Origin of the sequence: Pseudarthrobacter sp. J1763 (assembly GCF_050490295.1) — a bacterium.
Lineage (GTDB): Bacteria > Actinomycetota > Actinomycetes > Actinomycetales > Micrococcaceae > JBNPEO01.
Genome location: NZ_JBNPEN010000004.1, coordinates 85,044 through 105,500 on the forward strand (window position 1 = coordinate 85,044; position 20,457 = coordinate 105,500).

General features: G+C 57.9%; 21 protein-coding genes. 18 read left to right on the forward strand and 3 right to left on the reverse strand.

Annotation, left to right across the window (positions count from 1 at the left end; translation table 11 throughout):
* Positions 1-297 precede the first annotated feature (297 nt).
* The 11 genes from ACQQCD_RS05340 (at position 298) to ACQQCD_RS05390 (ending at position 10,494) form a co-directional block, all read left to right on the forward strand.
* Positions 298-1,206 (forward strand): cytochrome P450, encoded by a 909-nt coding sequence (locus ACQQCD_RS05340; RefSeq protein ID WP_430267379.1) that lies wholly within the window; start codon positions 298-300, stop codon positions 1,204-1,206.
* Positions 1,207-1,240: 34 nt separating this feature from the next.
* The gene (locus ACQQCD_RS05345) at positions 1,241-2,116 is read left to right on the forward strand and encodes a GNAT family N-acetyltransferase (RefSeq protein WP_430267380.1); all 876 of its coding nucleotides are present in this window, start codon (positions 1,241-1,243) and stop codon (positions 2,114-2,116) included.
* Between the two features lie 120 nt (positions 2,117-2,236).
* Positions 2,237-3,589: an MFS transporter gene (locus ACQQCD_RS05350; protein WP_430267381.1), complete on the forward strand. Its 1,353-nt coding sequence runs from the start codon at positions 2,237-2,239 to the stop codon at positions 3,587-3,589.
* A 131-nt stretch (positions 3,590-3,720) separates the two neighbouring features.
* Positions 3,721-5,466, forward strand: coding sequence for a purine-cytosine permease family protein (locus ACQQCD_RS05355; RefSeq protein ID WP_430267382.1), 1,746 nt, complete (start codon positions 3,721-3,723; stop codon positions 5,464-5,466).
* Between the two features lie 5 nt (positions 5,467-5,471).
* Positions 5,472-5,774: an urease subunit gamma gene (locus ACQQCD_RS05360; protein WP_430267383.1), complete on the forward strand. Its 303-nt coding sequence runs from the start codon at positions 5,472-5,474 to the stop codon at positions 5,772-5,774.
* A gap of 8 nt (positions 5,775-5,782) precedes the next feature.
* A complete protein-coding gene (locus ACQQCD_RS05365; protein ID WP_430267384.1) occupies positions 5,783-6,127 on the forward strand; it encodes an urease subunit beta in 345 nt (114 codons plus the stop codon).
* The gene (ureC, locus tag ACQQCD_RS05370) at positions 6,124-7,854 is read left to right on the forward strand and encodes an urease subunit alpha (RefSeq protein ID WP_430267385.1); all 1,731 of its coding nucleotides are present in this window, start codon (positions 6,124-6,126) and stop codon (positions 7,852-7,854) included. The genes ACQQCD_RS05365 and ureC overlap by 4 nt, the downstream gene beginning before the upstream one ends.
* 18 nt (positions 7,855-7,872) lie before the next feature.
* The gene (gene ureE, locus ACQQCD_RS05375) at positions 7,873-8,358 is read left to right on the forward strand and encodes an urease accessory protein UreE (RefSeq protein ID WP_430267386.1); all 486 of its coding nucleotides are present in this window, start codon (positions 7,873-7,875) and stop codon (positions 8,356-8,358) included.
* Entirely contained in the window at positions 8,339-9,019 is a 681-nt protein-coding gene (locus ACQQCD_RS05380; protein ID WP_430267387.1) for an urease accessory protein UreF, read from the forward strand. Before ureE ends, ACQQCD_RS05380 begins: the two co-directional genes overlap by 20 nt.
* A gap of 12 nt (positions 9,020-9,031) precedes the next feature.
* On the forward strand, positions 9,032-9,649 hold the full coding sequence (ureG, locus tag ACQQCD_RS05385; protein WP_430267388.1) for an urease accessory protein UreG: 618 nt from the start codon (positions 9,032-9,034) through the stop codon (positions 9,647-9,649).
* A complete protein-coding gene (locus ACQQCD_RS05390; protein ID WP_430267541.1) occupies positions 9,643-10,494 on the forward strand; it encodes an urease accessory protein UreD in 852 nt (283 codons plus the stop codon). Before ureG ends, ACQQCD_RS05390 begins: the two co-directional genes overlap by 7 nt.
* Before the next feature lie 18 nt (positions 10,495-10,512).
* Here ACQQCD_RS05390 and ACQQCD_RS05395 read toward each other — a convergent pair whose 3' ends face one another.
* Positions 10,513-11,232, reverse strand: a complete 720-nt coding sequence (locus ACQQCD_RS05395; protein WP_430267389.1) for a FadR/GntR family transcriptional regulator — start codon at positions 11,230-11,232, stop codon at positions 10,513-10,515.
* 189 nt (positions 11,233-11,421) lie between these two features.
* Here ACQQCD_RS05395 and ACQQCD_RS05400 point away from each other — a divergent pair, with 189 nt between their 5' ends.
* The 7 genes from ACQQCD_RS05400 (at position 11,422) to ACQQCD_RS05430 (ending at position 17,574) form a co-directional block, all read left to right on the forward strand.
* Positions 11,422-11,949 carry a gluconokinase gene (locus tag ACQQCD_RS05400; RefSeq protein ID WP_430267390.1) on the forward strand — a complete coding sequence of 176 codons (528 nt, stop codon included), beginning with the start codon at positions 11,422-11,424 and terminating at the stop codon, positions 11,947-11,949.
* A 42-nt stretch (positions 11,950-11,991) separates the two neighbouring features.
* Entirely contained in the window at positions 11,992-13,395 is a 1,404-nt protein-coding gene (locus ACQQCD_RS05405) for a GntP family permease (RefSeq protein ID WP_430267391.1), read from the forward strand.
* Between the two features lie 207 nt (positions 13,396-13,602).
* Positions 13,603-14,892 (forward strand): adenylosuccinate synthase, encoded by a 1,290-nt coding sequence (locus ACQQCD_RS05410; RefSeq protein ID WP_430267392.1) that lies wholly within the window; start codon positions 13,603-13,605, stop codon positions 14,890-14,892.
* A gap of 97 nt (positions 14,893-14,989) precedes the next feature.
* Positions 14,990-15,916, forward strand: coding sequence for an NADP-dependent oxidoreductase (locus ACQQCD_RS05415; protein WP_430267393.1), 927 nt, complete (start codon positions 14,990-14,992; stop codon positions 15,914-15,916).
* Between the two features lie 129 nt (positions 15,917-16,045).
* Positions 16,046-16,471, forward strand: coding sequence for a CoA-binding protein (locus ACQQCD_RS05420; RefSeq protein ID WP_430267394.1), 426 nt, complete (start codon positions 16,046-16,048; stop codon positions 16,469-16,471).
* A 9-nt stretch (positions 16,472-16,480) separates the two neighbouring features.
* On the forward strand, positions 16,481-16,873 hold the full coding sequence (locus ACQQCD_RS05425; RefSeq protein ID WP_430267395.1) for an MmcQ/YjbR family DNA-binding protein: 393 nt from the start codon (positions 16,481-16,483) through the stop codon (positions 16,871-16,873).
* A 71-nt stretch (positions 16,874-16,944) separates the two neighbouring features.
* Complete coding sequence (locus tag ACQQCD_RS05430) at positions 16,945-17,574, forward strand: hypothetical protein (protein ID WP_430267396.1); 630 nt, start codon at positions 16,945-16,947, stop codon at positions 17,572-17,574.
* 49 nt (positions 17,575-17,623) lie between these two features.
* Here ACQQCD_RS05430 and ACQQCD_RS05435 read toward each other — a convergent pair whose 3' ends face one another.
* Positions 17,624-18,388, reverse strand: a complete 765-nt coding sequence (locus ACQQCD_RS05435; protein WP_430267397.1) for a response regulator transcription factor — start codon at positions 18,386-18,388, stop codon at positions 17,624-17,626.
* Positions 18,389-18,391: 3 nt separating this feature from the next.
* Positions 18,392-20,242 carry a hypothetical protein gene (locus ACQQCD_RS05440; protein WP_430267398.1) on the reverse strand — a complete coding sequence of 617 codons (1,851 nt, stop codon included), beginning with the start codon at positions 20,240-20,242 and terminating at the stop codon, positions 18,392-18,394.
* Between the last annotated feature and the right edge of the window lie 215 nt (positions 20,243-20,457).

Consider the following 20,457-nt stretch of genomic DNA (forward strand, 5'->3'; position numbering starts at 1 on the left):
CGACGGTTTTCAATAGCCCGAAGGCCGACCTCGGCGGCAAGAGCAGCCGAGTTCCGGATTAGCTTGTCGGATTGTCTACATAGATATTTCTCTTTAACGAAAAACTTACAGATTGAGTAATATTGCTTGACACGCCTGTCGACCCTTCGTAGGGTTACATCGTGCCATTCGGCGCGATGCCGATCAGAAGGGGTTCCCATGAAGAAATTTATTGGCAATTTGAAGGTACGTTTCGCCAAAGATGTCACCACCAGCGGCCGCTGGAACAAATACATCGTCAAGCCATAACCAAAACTAGTGACCTCAGCCCCGTTCGGAGCTCAACTAAAGTCATTCATCCATGAACTCAGGGGTGAAGGGCATTTGCTGCCGACAAAGGCGGGGCGACTGATTGTGGTCGACGCGGGCCTTGCCGCGGAAATTCTTCAGGTGAGGCCCGCGTTCCCAGCCGAGCGCACTGTATTCAAACCAGTTCCCGGCCATGACCTTCCGATTGAGACCATGAAGCGGCTCGCAAGCTTCTATTCGCTTGAACGACTGACTGAATCTTTCGGCAGGGAAGTGATGGAATTACGAAGCCCTCGCCGGGCCTTGTCGAGTGCCGCAACCATGAAGCAGCTGCTTTCGCCCGTGCTGACAGGGATAGAAGTCCGGTATGCAGCCGACATGTCCCTTGACCGGGGGGAAGCCGCGTTTATTCAAAGGCTGCGAACTGCCATCCTGGAAACAACGACGGCGGTTGTGTCTAGTGCCCTTTGGTTTTTGCAGAAGTCCGGAGGATCACTCGCGTCGAGCGACACAGTCGTTCTAGAAACGCTTCGCCTCGTTCCACCGGCATGGCTAATTCCCCGACGCCTTAGCGCAGATCATGTGGGGCTGGTCGATGAGGAACTGATTGGCCAGGAAGTGTTCATTAGCCCCTTGATAATTCACTACAGATCTTCAACGTTTGCCGACCCGGCCGAGTTCAATCCTGGGAATTGGGTTCTGACGAATCGCCGTTCCTGGCCAAGCGACTATTGCCCCTTTGGATTCGGGCGGTCTGGCTGTTGGTTCTGGAGAGAAGTACTCCTGATTGCTTCAACTATGGTCGAGTTCCTACGGCACAACTCTTCGGTGATGCTCCCGCGGTTCAAGAGCGCGGTCATTCCGGTTTCTCCCGTCCTCGCCGTCGCGGGTGTCCGCTTTCTTGGCGCATCAGCTTAGTTGAACGGTTCAATTGAAAGGAGTGCGGTCCTCAATGCGCTATGTGGCATGGTCTGAAATTGACCCATTGCGAGCATTGCAATTCTCGGCAGACGGGTTCAACGAAGCCGTAGGAGGTGGCCCCAACATCGACCAGCAGCTTGCGTCGGTGGATCTCCAAGCAAGCCTGGCTGCAATGGAGGGAAACGAAATCGTGGCAGTCACTCAGTGTGGGCGAGCCACCCAAATGTTCGCCGGAGAAACTCGAACGGTTCTTTGCAACACCGGCACGGCGGTTCGAGATGACTACCGTGGCCAAGGGGTAGGGAAGCGCCTGCTAAGCATCTTGACTTCATCTATGGACGCCCACGACGCGAAGGCAGTGTATGCGTGGGGCAAAAATGCAGGACTTTCAGGGCCGCTGTGGACGGCAGGTCCGAGTCTAATGCACCGTAAAATTGAACCCCGTTTCGAGGATGTCTCAGATTCGCAGCATCGTGTCCGGGAGTCCGATGCGGATCTGTTCTGCGATCTGCAGAATCATTTCGCCGCGCGTGTGCAAGGTGCGTTGATGCTTGATCCATTGACCTATAACTCGCTCTGTTATGCTCCCGGTTCTCGAGTCACTAACTTCTCTCTGGAAGATGAACGCGGCTACGTCGCAGTTGGATGGGGCGTCGAACATGAGGTTCTGAAGCACCTCGTGATCAGCGACGTGTTCATGGCACCTGGCCAGGACATCCAGCAAGTTGTTTCTTCCGTAGCGAAGGAACGCGGCTACGAGAGTGTGAGTGTTTTGGACTCCGGTAACTGGCCACAAGCAGCATTCGCTGGAGAGATAGGAACCTTCGTCTCCACCCTGTACAGCTACGGAACCGTTTCGGATGCAGGCCCGGACAATAATCCAGTTAGAACTCCATTTTATTTCTAAACCTGAGGAACCTCTCCGACTAAGGCGCGGGTTCCTCGACTCCGCGCGTAGTGTCTGTGCCATCGTGGCGAGGTTTCTGTTGAATTAATTCACTCGCTTCCATCACCCAGGGGACCAAAATTGCGACTAACTACCAGCTTCAGATCGTTCTTCTCAGCACGTGCAGCTCGGCGCGCGAGCCGCGCCGAAGACAAGTTTGTGATGCCATCAAACTTCAAGCGTTTGTTCCACTCCACCATCGGCGACGGTATTGGTGACGATCTTGTTCAGAACATCTTGCCGATTGTCGCTGTGGGGTTGCTGGGTGCGAGTGCATTCCAAACGAGCGTCCTCAACGCTTTAGGGCTGGCCGCTTTTCTGCTACTCGGTGTGCCCATCGGCGTGCTCGTGGACCGGTGGTCGAAGCGAAACACTCTTGTGCTGGCCAACGTTGTCCGAGCGGTGGCAGCGGTGTCCGTCCCGGTTGCCGCGTGGGGAAATGTGCTCAGCATCTGGCACCTCTTCATCGTCGCGGCGATCATCAGCACCGCGGACGTGTTTTTCACGACCGCGCAATCAGCCTTTATGCCCACATTTTTAAGTGGGAAAGATCTTGGCTTCGGATACGCGCGGATTCAAGGGATGCAGAGTGGGTTAGCGATCGTCACACCTGGACTATCCGGATTGGCGATCAGGGTCATCTCCGCGCCGGCCATGCTGGTGATAGCAGCGGTTGCTTACCTATTTTCAGCCTTTACCACCTGGCGTTTGCCACACGATCAACCCAGCCGTGACGCCGAGCCAGACAAGTTTTGGTCTGAAGCCCGGGCCGGAATGAGCTTCACACTCAAGCACCACTTGGTGCGCAGTTTGATGGTCTCCATTGCACTCGTTAACGCCGCGAGCATGTTCGGGCTGTCAGCCAAGATCGTCTATTCGCTACAAGTCCTGCACATCTCGATGCCTCAATTCATCTTCCTTGGGAGCTTCTCTGCCCTCGGCGGTCTGATCGCGGCACTAACGGCGGCCAAAGTCACTCGCGCATGCGGCGCGGGAATCACTAAAATCGCAGCCAGCCTCCTGTGCGGCCTCGCCGTCGTCGTACTCCCGTTGACACCACAACTGGGCCTAAGTCCTGTGATCTGGGTGGGAGTTTCCGGCTTCGCGTGGTCCTACTTTGTCATTCTGACCAGCTTGGCTGGAGCGGGAATCATCACGAGGCTTGTACCCACGGAGCTGATGGGCAGGGTAATGTCCACGTTTCGGCTATTCACACTGGGCATCATGCCCATCGCCAGCATCGCCGGTGGTGCCATGGCCGTTTGGACAGGCGTTACCTCTGTGTTGTGGGGTTGGGCCGTCATCGCTGCGGCGTCCGCTCTGCCAATTATTTTCTCCCCCATTCGGAACTGGAAAGAGTTCCCAGAGGAGCTCGACGTCCACGAAAAAGCGTCCCAGCTTGGCCCGGAACAGGAATCTGTTACCTCGACGTAACAGCGAGGTGACGCCCCTGACTCGTGGCCTCGATACGTTCGTTTGGAAATGTCTTGCGCGCTGCTTGGTGCTCAAGCCGATCACCCGGCCGCTGCACGTTCAAGCGGAGTTCCGCAACGAAAGTGGGAAACATGTCAGACGACAATCAGGACATCAGGCCTCCTCACCCCACTGAGGCTGGCCACACCGGAACTGCAACCCTTGAACGGGACGCAAAGCGGGACGCAGGGAAAGGCGCGCAGCCCGACCGTGGCGCCCTGAGCGCCACCAAGGAAAGCCTCGAGGACTACACCCTCCGCTTCGCCCCACGTTCTTACCGCAAGTGGGCACCCGGGATTGTGGCCACCAGCGCACTCGGTGGCATCGCGTACCTAGCCGACTTCTCCATCGGAGCCAACATCGGCATGGCTTACGGCACCACCAACGCCCTGCTGGGAATTCTGGTGGCCGCCGTCATCATCTTTGTCACCGGTTTCCCCTTGGCCTACTACGCGGCCCGCTACAACATTGACTTAGATCTCATCACCCGAGGCTCCGGCTTCGGGTATTACGGTTCGATCGTTTCCAACGTCATTTTTGCCACTTTCACCTTCATCTTCTTCGCACTTGAAGGCTCCATCATGGCCCAGGGCCTCGAGCTAGGACTGGGTGTTCCCAAGGCCCTGGGCTACGCCGTTTCAACGATCATCGTTATCCCGTTGGTGATCTACGGAATGAAGACCTTGTCCAAGCTGCAGGTCTGGACCACCCCACTGTGGCTACTGCTGATGGTTGTCCCGCTGGTCTACTTGATGGTCACCAACCCCGGCTCAGTGGAACAGTTCTTCAACTATGGCGGGACCAGTGGCAACGGTGAAGCCAACAGCGCCTCGATCATGCTCGCCGCAGGTGTGTGCCTGTCCCTAATGGCGCAGATCGCAGAACAAATTGACTACCTGCGCTTTATGCCCCCTAAGACTGCAGCCAACAGCCGTTCATGGTGGCGCGCAGTGATCATCGCCGGACCAGGCTGGGTGATCTTCGGTGCCATCAAACAAGCAATTGGCCTCTTTATTGCCGTCTACCTGATTTCCAAATTGGACCCAGCCGCTTCGGCCACAGCCAACGAACCGGTCCACCAGTTCTTGGGTGTGTACAGCGAAATGATGCCCGCATGGCTGGCCATGACCCTCGCGGTGGTTTTGGTGGTCATCTCACAAATCAAGATCAACGTCACCAACGCCTACTCCGGCTCCCTCGCCTGGACCAACAGCTTTACCCGAGTCACCAAAACCTACCCGGGCCGGATGGTTTTTGTGGTGGTCAACCTAGTGATCGCTTTGGTGCTGATGGAAGCGAACATGTTCAGCTTCCTCAACACCATTCTGGGGTTCTACGCTAACTGCGCCATGGCCTGGGTGGTCACAGTGGCCACTGACATTGCCATCAACAAGTACGTCCTCAAACTCTCGCCCAAACACCCCGAGTTCCGCCGGGGAATGCTCTACGCCGTGAACCCGGTGGGTTTTGTCTCCATGCTCCTCTCAGCCGGAATTTCCATTGCCATCTTCTTTGGCGCCTTCGGTTCAGCGGTACAGCCTTACTCGCCGATCTTCGCAGTGGGAATTGCGCTCATTGCCACCCCGGCCCTAGCCCTCATCACCAAGGGCCGCTACTACCTCCGCCGCACGGATGACGGCATAGACCTGCCAATGCTCGACGCCGATGGGAACCCCAGCGACGTCAAGCTCCTTTGCCACGTGACTGGGATAGAATTCGAGCGCCCGGACATGATGCTCTCCGCCGAACGTGGTCCGGACGGGGAGAAGCAATACATCTCCTCACTGTCCCTGTCCACAGACAAAACGCGGCGCTACGTCCTTCCAGCCCAGAAGTAGGATCCATGCATTTACTTCCCCGCGAGCAAGAGAAGCTCATGATTGTGGTTGCCGCAGATCTGGCCCGCCGGCGCCAAGCCCGCGGTCTGAAGCTGAACTTCCCGGAGTCGGTGGCGATCATCAGTTACGAGCTGATTGAAGGTGCCCGTGACGGCCGGACAGTGGCCGAGCTGATGAGCTGGGGCACCACCATTCTGACCCGCGAGGACGTAATGGAAGGCGTCCCGGAGATGATCCACGACGTCCAGATCGAAGCTACATTCCCGGACGGCACCAAGCTCGTCACCGTCCACGATCCCATTCGATAGGGCTGGCCATGATCCCAGGTGAATACATTCTCAAGTCCCAACCGATCTCAGTGAACGCGGGGCGGCAGGCGCGCGACGTCATCGTTATTAACACCGGTGACCGGCCCGTTCAAGTGGGTTCTCACTTCCACTTTGCCGAGGCGAACGCGGCGTTGTCCTTTGACCGCGAGGCCGCTCACGGCTGCCGGCTGGATATTCCGGCAGGAACTGCGGCACGCTTTGAACCGGGGGACAGCCGAACCGTCAGGCTTATTGAACTCGCCGGCAAGCGGGAAGTTCACGGCCTCAGCAATGCGGTCAACGGCCCGCTCGACGCCGGAACCGTCACCGCACGCCAGGAGGACGCCCAGTGAGTTTTGAGATTCCACGCCAGCAATACGCGGAGCTTTATGGCCCGACGGCGGGCGACTCCATCCGTCTGGCGGACACGGATTTGTTCCTCGAAATTGAGCAGGACCTTACTGTGTACGGCGAGGAAGTGGTGTTCGGCGGTGGGAAGGTCATTCGCGACGGTATGGGTCAAAACGGGCAGGTAACCCGTGATGAAGACGTCCCGGACACCGTGATCACCAACGCAGTGATCCTTGACTACACAGGCATCTACAAAGCGGACGTTGCGCTGCGGGATGGGCACATTTTCAAAATCGGTAAGGCCGGGAACCCACAGATCACTGACGGCGTGGACATTGTCATCGGTGCGAGCACTGAGATCATCGCCGGGGAGCGGAAAATTCTCACCGCCGGTGGCATCGACACGCACATTCACTTCATCTCTCCAGACCAAGTCCCCACTGCGCTGACCAGTGGTGTGACCACCATGGTGGGCGGTGGAACTGGGCCTGCCGAGGGCACCAAAGCCACCACTGTCACACCCGGAAAGTGGCACATTCAGCGAATGCTGCAAGCCGCCGAAGGGTTGCCCATCAACATCGGGCTATTCGGAAAAGGTCATGCCTCCGCGCGGGAGCCGCTTGCCGAGCAAATCCGCGCTGGGGCCATTGGGCTCAAGGTCCACGAGGATTGGGGATCCACCACCTCCTCCATTGACATATCCCTCAAAGTGGCTGACGAGTTTGACGTTCAAGTGGCCATCCATACAGACACTCTCAACGAGTGCGGATTCGTTGAAGACACCATCAACGCCATCAACGGTCGCGTCATCCACACCTTTCACACTGAGGGAGCCGGTGGCGGGCACGCCCCGGACATTATCAAAATCGCCGGGCTGCCCAACGTCCTGCCGGCCTCCACCAACCCCACTTTGCCGTACACGCGCAACACCATCGAAGAGCATCTAGACATGCTGATGGTCTGCCACCACTTGAGCCCCAACATCCCTGAGGACGTGGCGTTTGCGGACTCCCGCATCCGCGCCGAAACCATCGCCGCAGAGGACGTCCTCCAAGATCTGGGTATCTTCTCCATCACCTCCTCAGACTCCCAAGCCATGGGCCGGGTGGGCGAAGTGATCACCCGTACTTGGCAAGTTGCTGACAAGATGAAGAAGCAACGGGGAGTGTTGAAGGACCCGGAAGGCACCCAGCACGGCAGTGAAGGAAGCGACAATTTCCGGCTCAAACGCTACGTAGCGAAGTACACCATCAACGCCGCGCTGGCCCAGGGAATGGCCGATTCCATCGGTTCAGTCGAGGAAGGAAAGTTCGCTGACTTGGTGCTCTGGGACCCAGCCTTCTTTGGAGTGAAACCGGAACTAGTGATCAAGGGTGGTCAGATCGCGTACGCTCTGATGGGCGATGCGAACGCCTCCATCCCCACCCCGCAACCGCGAACCATGCGCCCCATGTTCGCCACCTTTGGCAAGGCGCTTCAAAAGTCCTCCATCACCTTCCTGTCAAAGGCCGCAATCGAGGCTGGAGTGCCTGAGGAACTAGGTCTGGAAAAAGTTATCCGGCCAGTATCCGGCATCCGGTCCCTAAGTAAAGCGGACTTGAAGTACAACAACGCCACCCCGGACATCCAAGTAGACCCGGAAACCTACAAAGTGTCAGTGGACGGTGAGGACGTCACCTGCGAACCCTCCGATGTACTGCCCATGGCGCAGCGGTACTTCCTCTTCTAACCACCACCGGAGTCTGACGTGATCATCGAGAAAATACTGGGCAATGTGCACGATCTGCCGCCCGAACAAGTTGCCAGCTACGCTGGGCTGCACCGCGAAAAGGTGGTGCTTCCCAGCAACCAGCTGGTCAAACGCATTCAACGTGTCACCACCGATCACGGCAAGGAGATTGGTATTCGCTTGCCCTCCGGCTCCGGAGATCTGCGCGATGGCGACATCTTGCACGTCGCCGAGTCCAATCTGATTGTGGTCTCAGTTCTGCCTACCGACGTTCTGGTGATCGCGCCACGGACCATTCACGAAATGGGCGTTGTGGCCCACTCCCTGGGTAACCGGCACCTCCAAGCCCAGTTCTTCGACGCTTCCTCCGAATACGGAGCAGAGGTGATGGTGTGCGCCTACGACCACACTGTGGAGGACTATCTTAAGCACGTTGAGGTGCCTTACAACCGTCAAGAACGCGTGATGCCCGTACCGTTCCGCCATGCAGAACACAGCCACTAGCTATCAGCTGGCGTTCCAGCAGCTGACAGATTCGGCCTTGCCAACGGGGGCGTTTGCGCACTCGCTGGGGTTCGAGGGGTACGTCGAGCGCGAACTAATCAGCGACGAACGCTCCTTTAGGGTGTGGCTTTCCGCCTTTATTTCGCAGCAGCTGAGCTATTCTGACGGCCTGGCTATTCGGTTGTTCTACCAGGGGACGGCGGTGGAAGAGCTGGATACTCTGCTCAGCGCGTCCCTGTTGCCCCGCCAGATTCGCCAAGCCAGTATCAAAATGGGAACCCGTCTGTTGGAGATCGGCGCCGAAGTATTCGCGTCGGCCGAGCTGGCACGGTACCGAAACCTAGTGACCACCGGCCGCGCCGCAGGGCACCAACCCTTGGCGTTCGCCGTCGTCGCCCGTTCCCTCGGTGTCCCACTTGCCGAAGCGCTAGCCGCTTACCTTTTTGCCGCAGTGACGTCGCTGACCCAGAACGCCGTCCGCGCCATTCCGCTGGGGCAAAACGCAGGGCAGCGGCTACTCCGGTCCGCGTCCGACGACGTTGCTACCGCCGTCGAGAAGGTTATGCACCTGACGCTGGACGACTTCGGCGCGGTCAGCCCCGGCCTGGAAATTTCGCAAATGAGGCACGAATTTCAACGTGCTCGAATGTTTATGAGTTAGTAGGAGACCATCATGAGTGAGCCCATCAAAATCGGCATTGGCGGCCCCGTAGGCGCCGGAAAAACCCAGCTTGTGGAGCGCCTCACCCGGCACATGAGCGGGGAAATTTCCATGGCGGCCATTACCAACGACATCTACACCATTGAGGATGCCAAGATTCTGGCCGCCAACGGCATTCTTCCCGAGGACCGAATCATTGGGGTGGAAACCGGCGGCTGCCCGCACACTGCCATCCGCGAGGACACCTCCATGAACACGGCGGCTATCGAAGAACTCAAAGCCCGACACCCGGACCTTCAGGTGATTTTTGTGGAATCCGGCGGGGACAACCTCTCCGCCACGTTTAGCCCCGAACTGGTGGATTTCTCTATCTACATCATTGACGTGGCGCAGGGGGAGAAAATCCCTCGCAAAGCTGGCCAAGGAATGATCAAGTCGGATCTGTTTATCATCAACAAAACGGACCTCGCACCACACGTTGGCGCAGACCTTTCAGTCATGGAACGGGACTCGCGTGAATTCCGTGGAGCTAAGCCGTTCTGCTTCACCAACCTCAAAACTGACGAGGGCCTTGACGCGGTGATCGAATGGGTGCGTCGGGATGTGCTGATGCTTGACCTCGCATCTTGACGGTGGTTGCGCCTCGGGGTGAGCTTGAGCTTGTGATCAGTGAACGGAGCGGGAAATCCGTCGCTTCTCGGCAATTTCACAAGGGTGCGCTTCGGATTTTACGGCCGCATTACTTGGATGGTTCGGGGCAGGTTTGTTATGTGATGGTCAACCCTGGCGGGGCCTATTTGGGGGCTGACCTTTACGTGATTGACGTGGAGGTGGAGGGCGGCGCTGATTTACTGTTGACCACACAATCGGCCACAAAAATTTACCGGACGCCGGATTCCTTTGCCGAGCAGCGAATGCGAATTCAGCTCGGTGAGCGCGCCAAACTGGAGCTGATGCCGGACCAGCTTATTGCGTATCGGGAGGCCAGCTACCGGCAGGATACGCACATTACTGTCCGGCCGTCGTCGTGCCTGGTGATGGCCGAAATCGTCACGCCAGGGTGGTCGCCGGATGGCGCCACGTTCCGTTATGAGGAGCTGCGGCTCCGCACCGAAATCTATGTTGAAACCGAGGCCGGCAGCGATCTTCTGGCCCTCGACAACCTGCTGATCCGGCCCCCATTGGCTGACGTTACAGGCCTTGGATTTATGGAGGGGTTCAGCCATGTGGGCTCGCTGTTAGTGGTGGACTCGCGCGTGGATCAGGCGCTCGCCGATGAGCTGCACACGCTGGCCTCAGCACACCAGGCCCACACCGGCCTTTCCCTGACTCGAACTATTGCCGGCAGCACCGGATTAGTGATGCGTGCGCTCTCCAATAGCACCGAGGAACTTCAGCGATTATTAGGGGATTGCAGCGCTCTTCTTCGCAATCGATGGTCTGGCCAAGGGCCGGTGAACTTGCGGAAATACTGAACGGTACTTGGCGCCCCGCTACTCCAGGCCCATGGCTCGGCGGACTTCTGAGACCACCTCGTGCATGGCTTCTTCGGCCTTGTTGGTGTCCCCGGAGGCGATGGCTGACGCAACGTCCTCGTGCGCTTGGAGCGCCGTCTCACGAGGATGAAACGGCATCAGGCCTTGCCGGGTTCGGCTGGTGAGGACTTCTTCCACCATCTGATCTAGAGCAGCGAACATTTCGTTACCGCTGGCTCGCAGCAACAGCCGGTGAAATGCGACGTCGGCACCCAGAAATGCTTCAAGGTCACCTGCTTCGCCGAGGCGCCGCAGCTCTGCTGCCAGCGCTGAAAGGTCGCCGCGTTGGGAATGTGAGGCGCGGCGTGCGGCGGCTGCCGCGGCAATGGGTTCAACGGCGATCCGCAGCTCTGTCAGTGAGGCGTATTGTGCTTCGCGACGGCTCGATGCGAGCCGCCAGTGTACGAGTTTGGGGTCAAAAACGTTCCACTGCTCAGGGGACTGAACCACAATGCCCACACGCCGGCGAGAGTAGACCAGATTCATCGATTCCAGAACGTGGGTGGTGTCCCGGGCGATGGTGCGGGAAACACCAAATTCTTGCTGAAGATCATCCAGCGTGAGTCGGGTCCCCGGGGCTAGTTGGCCTGAGGCAATGGACTCGCCCAAGGTGTCCAGCATGCGTTGATGAAGGCCGCTGCCCTCTGGTGTTGTCGCCTCTGGTGTTGCCGTCGTCATTGATGCCCCTACCGCCCCTGATTTCCTTCAGTAGTCTAGGCCAAAATCATCAAAAGTATGACTAAAGCCACATAAAGTACTACCAATTCGGCTCTAATGGTGCTATCTTTTTGTTTCGGACCTCTTGCATCCCGCTTCAGGTCTGAGCTTCGTGAGAAGCCAACGACGTCTTCCTGCGGAGGTAGGGCAATGAAGTCATCTGCAATCCATGTGGTCGTTATGGGCGTTGCCGGCGCAGGCAAGTCAACGATCGCTGAAGCGCTTTCCCAAGAATTGGGCTGGGACATGGCCGAGGCCGATCAGTTCCACCCCGCTGAGAACATCAACAAGATGGAATCCGGCACCCCACTGACAGACGAGGACCGCTGGCCGTGGCTGCGTAGCATTCGTGACTGGATGAGCACCGAGGCGAAGGCCGGGAAAAATACCGTCCTGACCTGCTCTGCCTTGAAGCACACCTACCGAGAATTGCTCTCTGAAGCCGAAGGCACAGTGGTGTTTGTTCACCTCGACGGTTCACCAGAGCTGCTGCGCGAACGGATGGGTGGGCGTGAAGGTCACTTTATGCCGCCCACACTTCTGCCAAGCCAATTGGCCACCCTCGAACCGCTCACCGAGGCCGAACTGGCCCAAGGCAGTGTCCGTCTGGACATCTCCCAGAAGCCGGAAGCGATCGTCAGTGCCGTCGTCGAACGTCTGAATCTTTCCGCGGCCTAAAGCCGCTTTGCATCACCCACGAATCTGTTTCAAAGGAGAATCATGACCATCGAAGGATGGACTCAAACCCTGGGCGCTGGACCCTTGATGCTGATCGCTGCGGCGGCCATCATCGTCTTGCTGGTCCTCATCATCCGTTTCCGGGTGCACGCACTACTTGCTCTTATTACCGTCAGCCTTGGCACGGCGTTCGCTACCGGAATCCCAGCGGACAAAGTTGTCAGTGTTCTAGTCAGCGGCTTCGGAACCACACTGGGTACTGTTGCCCTGCTGGTGGGTCTTGGCGTGATGCTGGGCCGGATTGTTGAAACCTCTGGCGGCGCCAAAGTTCTGGCCGACTACCTTATTGGTGTGTTCGGTGAAAAGCGGGCGCCCTTCGCTTTGGGTCTTGCCTCGCTGATCTTCGGCTTCCCCATCTTCTTCGACGCCGGGTTGGTAGTGATGCTCCCCGTGGTCTTCGCTGTGGCTCATCGCCTTGGGGGCGGTGTGCTCCGCTACGGCTTGCCCGCCGTTGGTGCTTTTTCCGTGATGCACGTGTTTTTGCCGCCGCACCCGGGGCCCGTTTCTGCCTCCGCAATTCTGGGCGCCAACGTTGGACTGGTAGTTATTGTGGGCCTGATCGCCGCGATTCCCACCTGGTACCTAACCTGCTACTTGTACGGTCTGTGGACCGGGCGCCGTTTGGTGCTGCCCGTTCCGGAAATTCTGGGACAGGCATCTGAAGAAGCCGAATCCAACCCTCCGCGCTTCAGCACCGTGGTGAGTGTCCTGCTGTTGCCTTTGGTTTTGATCTTCCTCAACACCGGGCTGAACACCTTGGCGTCCTCCCACGTTCTGCCTGATTCGGTCAAAGGCCAGGAATGGTTTCAGATCCTCCGCGCACTAGGTGACACCCCGGTTGCCTTGCTGATCTCGGTTTTTGTCGCTGTGCTGGTTCTTGGTGTTCGCCGCGGTTTGCACGGTGAGCGGCTCGAGCGCCTCTTGGAATCCTCATTGGGCCCGGTCTGCTCGGTTATTTTGATTACCGGTGCCGGTGGAATGTTCGGTGCTGTTCTGCGTACTTCCGGTATTGGCCAGGCTCTGGCTGATGTCCTTGGTGATGCTGGTATTCCGCTGATTTTGGCCGGTTTCCTGATCTCCTCGATCCTGCGTATTGCACAGGGTTCGGCAACCGTTGCATTAACTACCACCGCTGGTTTGATTGCCCCGGCAGTTGCTACCGCCGGATTCGATGGCATGCAGCTGGCCGCCCTGGTTATTGCTGTTGCCGCCGGATCTGTTGTTGCGTCACACGTGAACGACGCCGGCTTCTGGATGGTTGGCCGCTTCTTTGGAATGGACGTCAAAACCACACTGAAGACGTGGACTGTAATGGAAACCCTGATCGGTGTGATGGGCTTCGCCATTGCAGCTTTGGTGTTTGTTCTTGCAGGTCTGGGCGGATAAGCACCTGGCGCGACTGCCTTGAACGGATAGGGCCCGCTAAGGTGATGTGGGCCCTATCCGCTAAACTTGCTAGGTAAGAGCCCCTAGCCTCTTGCATCGGTACACGCAGCAGCGTGAGCGCCGGCGGACATGGGGGCGTTTTTATGTACGGCGCTGATCTGCAGCCAGCTGACTGTGGTTCGGCCCGTGAATCTGGGGGAGGATCCCATGCCAGCTATCGTGATCGTTGGAGCCCAATGGGGCGACGAAGGAAAAGGCAAGGCTACTGACCTGCTCGGCGGCCGTGTTGACTACGTGGTCAAACCAAACGGTGGAAACAACGCCGGGCATACCGTCGTCGTAGGCGGCGAGAAGTACGAGCTCAAGCTCCTTCCTGCCGGTATCCTCAGCCCCAACGCGGTGCCCATCATTGGCAACGGTTGTGTAGTGAACCTCGAGGCGCTCTTTGAAGAAATCGATGGGCTGCAGGCCCGTGGCGCTGACACTTCTAAGCTGCGCGTCTCGGCTAACGCCCACTTGGTTGCTCCGTACCACCAGACGCTGGACAAGGTGACCGAACGCTTCCTCGGCAAGCGCGCCATCGGCACCACGGGCCGTGGCATTGGCCCCGCCTACATGGACAAGGTGGCCCGCTTGGGTATCCGTGTTCAGGACGTTTTTGACGAGTCCATCCTGCGCCAAAAGGTTGAAGGCTCTCTCAAGCAAAAGAACGAACTCCTGGTCAAGGTGTACAACCGCCGGGACATTGATGTCGAAGAGATTGTGGAATACTTCCTCAGCTTCGCGGACCGACTGCGCCCCTTGGTCATTGACAGCACCTATGTACTCAACAAGGCACTGGACGAGGGCAAGGTTGTGTTGATGGAAGGCGGGCAGGCCACATTCCTGGACGTTGACCACGGCACCTACCCGTTCGTCACCTCCTCGAACCCCACCGCCGGTGGCGCGTCGGTTGGCTCGGGCATCGGCCCCACCCGCATCTCCCGCTCGATCGGCATCATCAAGGCTTACACCACTCGTGTTGGCGCCGGCCCGTTCCCCACGGAGCTATTTGACGAGATGGGCTTGTACCTGCAGAAGACCGGTGGCGAATTCGGTGTGAACACCGGCCGCCCGCGCCGCTGTGGTTGGTACGACGCCGTGCTGGCGCGCCACGCGTCGCGCGTGAACGGTTTCACGGACTACTTCGTGACCAAGCTGGACGTGCTCACCGGTATTAAGCAGATCCCCGTGTGCGTGGCCTACGACGTTGACGGTGTGCGCCACGACGAAATGCCGATGACGCAGACCGAGTTCCACCATGCCAAGCCGATCTTTGAATACTTTGATGGCTGGACCGAGGACATTACGGGGGCCCGCACTCTCGAGGATCTACCCGAGAATGCTCGCAACTATGTGCTGGCTCTCGAGAAGCTCTCCGGAACCCGCTTCTCCGCAATCGGTGTGGGACCGGACCGCGACCAGACCATTGTGGTTCACGACCTCATCAACGACTAGCACAGACCCTTATCAAACCTTCTGTAGCCACTTGGCTGCGGAGGGTTTGACGTAGACGTGGTGGAATACTCCCTAGTGGCTCGCTGTTTGACCAGCTATGAAGGCAATTACTTACAGCAAATACGGAAACCCTGACGTTCTTGAACTCACAGAGCAGCCACTTCCCAAAGTTGGGCCTGGAATGGTTCTGGTAAAGGTCAAAGCCGCCTCGGTCAACCCAGTGGACTGGAAGATCATGGCCGGATACCTTGACCCGCTGATGGACATCCAGTTCCCTGCAATCCCCGGCTGGGACGTGGCAGGCGTGGTGGAATCGGTAGGTATTGACGCCCCCAACTTCAAGCCCGGCCAGGAAGTAATCTCCTATGGACGCAAGGACTTTGTCCAAGGCGGTAGCTTTGCCGAATACATTGCCTTGCCCGAGCGGCTCCTTGCCCCCAAGCCCACAACTCTGGACTGGAACGAATCCGCCGGCCTCCCACTTGCAGGGCTAACCGCCTTCCAAGTCCTTCGCCGATTAGGTTTGAAATCCGGAGAAACCTTACTGATTCATGGCGGCGCGGGTGGCGTTGGATCGCTCGGCATCCAAATTGCCAAGGCCATGGGCGCCCACGTGATTGCAACCGCGTCGGAAAAGAACCACGGCTACCTGCGCGAACTCGGTGCCGAGCCTGTCACTTACGGTGAAGGCCTCGCCGAACGTGTGCGTGCACTCAGCCCCAACGGCGCCGACGTTGTTGCGGACTTCGCTGGTGGAAACCTCGAAGCGACGCTCGCCGTGTTGGTCCAGGGTGGACGCCATGCCTCGATTGCCGATGCCGAGGTGGAAGCCCACGGCGGCACCTGGATGTGGGTCAATCCGGTGGGCTCAGATCTGGAGGAACTCGTCACGATGGTTGATGAACTCGGGCTACGCCTAGAAGTAGCCAAGTCCTTCCCGCTCGATCAGGCAGCAGACGCTTTTCGACTGAACATGGACGGTCACACTCGGGGCAAGATCATTCTGACTGTCGACGCCGAATAGGACCGCACCGTAGGACTCCAGTACGCGCGGCGCCGGTAACTGCCCCACGTGGGTGAGGAACCGGCGTCGTGCTGTGCTTGTTGAAGCACTAGCGCCAAAACCGTCAGATCATGGAGGTAGCCTTTCCCTATGGCACATCAAAATGACCCAGCAGTTATCCAACGGCTTATGCGCACCAAGGGGCGTTGGGCAATCGTTGGGTTGAGCAACAACGAATGGCGGGCGGCATACGACGTCTCCTTAACTGTGCGGGACAAGCTGGGCATGGACATCATTCCCATCAACCAGGCAGGCGTAGACGTTCACGGGGAGAAGGGTTACAAAGCCCTCGCTGACATTCCCGCTGACCAGCAACCCATCGACGTCGTTGAGTGTTTTGTGAACTCCCAACGAGTGGGAGCTGTGGTGGACCAAGCAATCGCCGTGGGTGCAAAAGCAGTTTGGTTGCAGCTCGGTGTTATTGATGAGGACGCAGCCCAGCGAGCCAAGGACGCCGGTCTGGACGTAGTGATGGACGAATGCCCGGATAGGGTTATCCACCGCACTGGCCTCTAGGAACAGTCTATGGACGCTGCCGCGCTCCGAGCCTTCTGCCTGACTCTGCCGGGCGCTTTTGAGGACTACCCCTTTGGGCCAGAGACTGCCGTATATAAGGTGGGCGCCGCCGTTGACGGGGACAAGCACCCGCCAAAAGTTTTTGCCCTCAGCGCGTTGCGGGCCTCACCGTTGAGTGTGAGCCTCAAATGCGAACCCGTGCTTGCGCAGCAATTGCGGCAAGCTCATCCGCAGATCACCGGCGCGTTCCACCTGAACAAAAAACACTGGAATGGTGTGATCTTAGACGGTCTCCCGGACGCCATGATTCGGGACATGGTAGAAGATTCTTATGACTTGGTGGTGGCGTCTCTACCACGCCGCCAGCGTGAACAACTCGGCTGGAGCCGTTTGAGCCGTTAGATTGGCATTGACCGGTATTGAATTGACCCACATCTCAACTGACCACGGCCACAAGCTGAGCGGGAGCGATCATGTTGAACCAAAAAACCCTTGACGATCTTTGGAATTTTTCCGATCCGGCCGCCTCCGAGGAACACTTCCGGCAGGCGCTCACAAGCACAGAATACGACGACGGCGAGCGGGCCGAGCTTGCTACGCAGCTAGGGCGCGCCATCGGGTTGCAAGGCCGCTACGAAGAAGCGGACATGTACCTGGACTCAATCGAGGGCGCCGAGGAAGATCCGACGATCGGCGTGCGGATCTTGCTGGAACGGGGCAGGGTTCTGAACTCCTCCGGTCAGGCCGCAATGGCAGTTCCCTTGTTTGAACAGGCTGCCGAACTGGGCGATCACCTCGGCGAAGAATTCTTGGCCGTGGACGCGCTCCATATGCTCGCGATTGCCGATGCCGAGCACTGCGAGTTGTGGACCCGCAGTGCCATTGAGTACGCCTCCACTGTGACTGACCAGCAGACCAAGCGCTGGCTGATTGTTTTGCACAACAACCTTGGCTGGCATCTTAGCGACGGCAAAGAGTTCACCAAGGCGCTCGTGGAATTTCAGCTTGCAGAGCAATGGGCACAACGGCTCGGCACACCCAAACAGCAAGAGCTGGCCGCTGCGGCAGTGGCACAGTGTGCGGAGGCGGTAGATCACGCCTAGACCGCTGGTGGTCTTACCCGGTTTTGGGATGCGTTTGGGCCAACGACTGTTAGGCCAGTAGTGCAGCTACCTCTGCCAACTCTTCGCGAGATGAGACGTCCAATTTGATAAACAAGCGATAGAGGTGCCCTTCTACGGTGCGCAAGGAGACGTTCAGGAGGTCTGCGATATCCCGGTTTCCATGACCGGCGCGGACCAGATCGGTGATTTGTTTCTCGCGTGCAGTAAGTTTCGGGATGTCGGTGTTGGTAAACCACGGAGAATCGACGTCTGGGATTTCGTTGCGCATGGCCACAAGGCGCTGAGTTGCACGGCGAGCCCGTTCTGATCGTTTGGCTGCGTCAAATGCTGAAATGGCCATGGACTGGAGTTCTGCTGCTAGCAAGACGTAGCCACGTTCGTGGGCGTGCACGGCAGCCTCCTCCAAATTCGTGCCGCTTTTGCTGGCAACAGCGGAGGCGAAGGTCCGGAAGAGGCTCGCTCGCCGTCCTTCCATGGATTCAGCTAATTCCACAAAGCGCGGCAGCGATTCCGTGTGACGCAGCCGAATTAGAAGTTCGTGAATGGTTAGTTCAACGCTGCGCAAACCTAGTTCGCGTGACCGTTTGGCCAGTGTTTGTAGTTGTAGCGAGGCATCAAATGTGGATGTCAGAAGGCTCTCCGCGGCCACTGACATCGCTTGGGCTTCGAGTTCGCGCACCACACCAGAGCGACGGTGGTACTGCTCCAGTTCATCAAGGTGGGAGCGTGCAGCTTCATGTTGACCGCTCGCAGCCTGTGAGTAGGCTAGGTGGCTCAGAGCGGTGCCAAGCATCTGCTAGGGATCGTAACCCCTTAAGGAAGCGGCAGCTGCGGTCAGCTCTTCAGCTGCTTCAGCGAGTCGTCCCTCGTGGATAAACGCAATACCAATTCCTAGGTGCTTGAGACCACCGATTGGTAGCTCGATGCTGTAATTTTCGGGTTCTTCCCTATGAAGCAAGTGCCGCGCAGAGGCAAAATCACCCTCATTGAGGAAATTCACGGCTGATCTAGTGAGTATGTAGATCGCAGTGTGGGGACTTACGTGCCTTTGGCGCCCGATCGCCGCTAAAGCCGCTCTGGCCATGCCTGAGGCCGCAAGGACGTCTCCGGTTTCGGAGAGAATTTCGGACAAACTCACGGAGGCCATAGCCTCAGCCACTGGACTAAGGTCGGCCGGGGCAGCCAGAAGCTTCTCGAACGATTCTCTGGCTGCGTCTAGGTGGCCAAGGCTAAGATGAGCCATCGCCAGAACAATGCGCGATGCTTGGGCTATACCTGAGTTTGACTCTGCAGCCTCCGGGAAGCGGTCAAAATACAGGCGTTCTACGCGTTCAAGTTTCTCCTCGCCGTCTTTGGACGGTAATTGGGCGTGCAAGGTAGCGGTCAACGCGCGCAGACCATCAACGGCACTTGTAGCGATCTCAAGGGCGGCTATGCCCAACTGCTCTGCCTGGAGATAATCGTTGTGGTAGACCAACGCCTGTGCCTGTTCGGCGAGGGCCGCAGCCCTCAGCGGACCGTCTACCGCAGCCGTGGCAATGCGTAACGCATCGTCGCTGTACAACTCATGGTTGGCCATTCTGGCGGCGATGATGAGTTTTTGGTCGGATGGGAGTATGCCGCAGTCGAGCCCCCATGTGACGTCGCGAATTTTGCCCTTGAAATCTTTGGTTTTCCATGGATCGTAAACTTGGGCGAGTTCGTGACGGTAGCTCTGCGAGCGTCCAATCGGGACTAGCTGGCGAATCATGCCACTGTGTGCCCTATTCGCCATTTGGACGATGGGTTCCCCCGAAGCATCGATCTTTAATTGCCCAGATTCTTGAAGTGCGTCTAATGCTGCGCTGTTGACCAACTTGTTGAGGTCGCACAAGCGGACGCGGCCAGCAAGGGCAACCAGTTCAATGATTTTGCGTTCAGCCGGATTCATTGCGGCCAGGTCCGCATTAATGATTTCCGTTAGTTCCCCGCCGTAGCGTCCGGTTGGATGATCTAGAACCCACCAGCCGTCGTCACAACGTAGCGATCCCTCCTCAAGCGCGCCGGCAACCAGGCCACTCAGAGCCATTGCGCTTCCACCGGCTCGGCGCAGTAAGTAGTTCCCAGCACCGTGAGAGAGCCGCCCCCCAGTCATGCTCAGAATGAGATCGAAACCCTCATTCTGAGTCAGTGGGCCTACTTGGAAACGAGTGAGCAGACCATCGCGCCATAGCTGGGTCAGAGCTGTTTCTCGACTGAGGTTTCGTTGAGCCATGATCACTTGGCAATTGCCAGCCAGTACGGCCTGGGCGATGACTGCGCTGCTCTCTTGGTCGACGAGAGATGCGTTATCAATGACGATCAGAGTGCGACGGCCTTGGTGGGCTGTTTCCCGGATCCTGCCCATGATCGTGGCTAAGGCTTCGTGGAACGTTATGGCGCTGCCTTCTCCGTGACCAATGATTGCAGCGACGGTCCCAAATGGTAGGGGAGTCAATGATCGGCTGGGGAAGAGCTGAATGACTTCGTACTCGGCAGCCAGAATAGTCCGTAGCGCGTTGAGTACACGAGTCTTTCCAAAGCCGGTGTCGCCAACCAGTAAAGCGCCGTAGGTTTTGCCCGCGCGCACATGGCTGAGAAGTTCACCTACCAAGGCACTTCTAGTCACCGAGACCCCCAAGTCTTCTAGCTATCAACCATAGGGAGTCCGCGACGGAAACGTCAGGAAATAGAACTGGCTATGTGATATCTAGAGGCATTTTACGGCACGCAGATGGGAGGCAGAGCAAACGGTTGACGGTAGGCCTCGTTTGAGTGTCGGTTGAGGTTTTCCTCTGGCAATTGACCGGGGAAAAGACCATGATGACAATCGGCATGTGATGC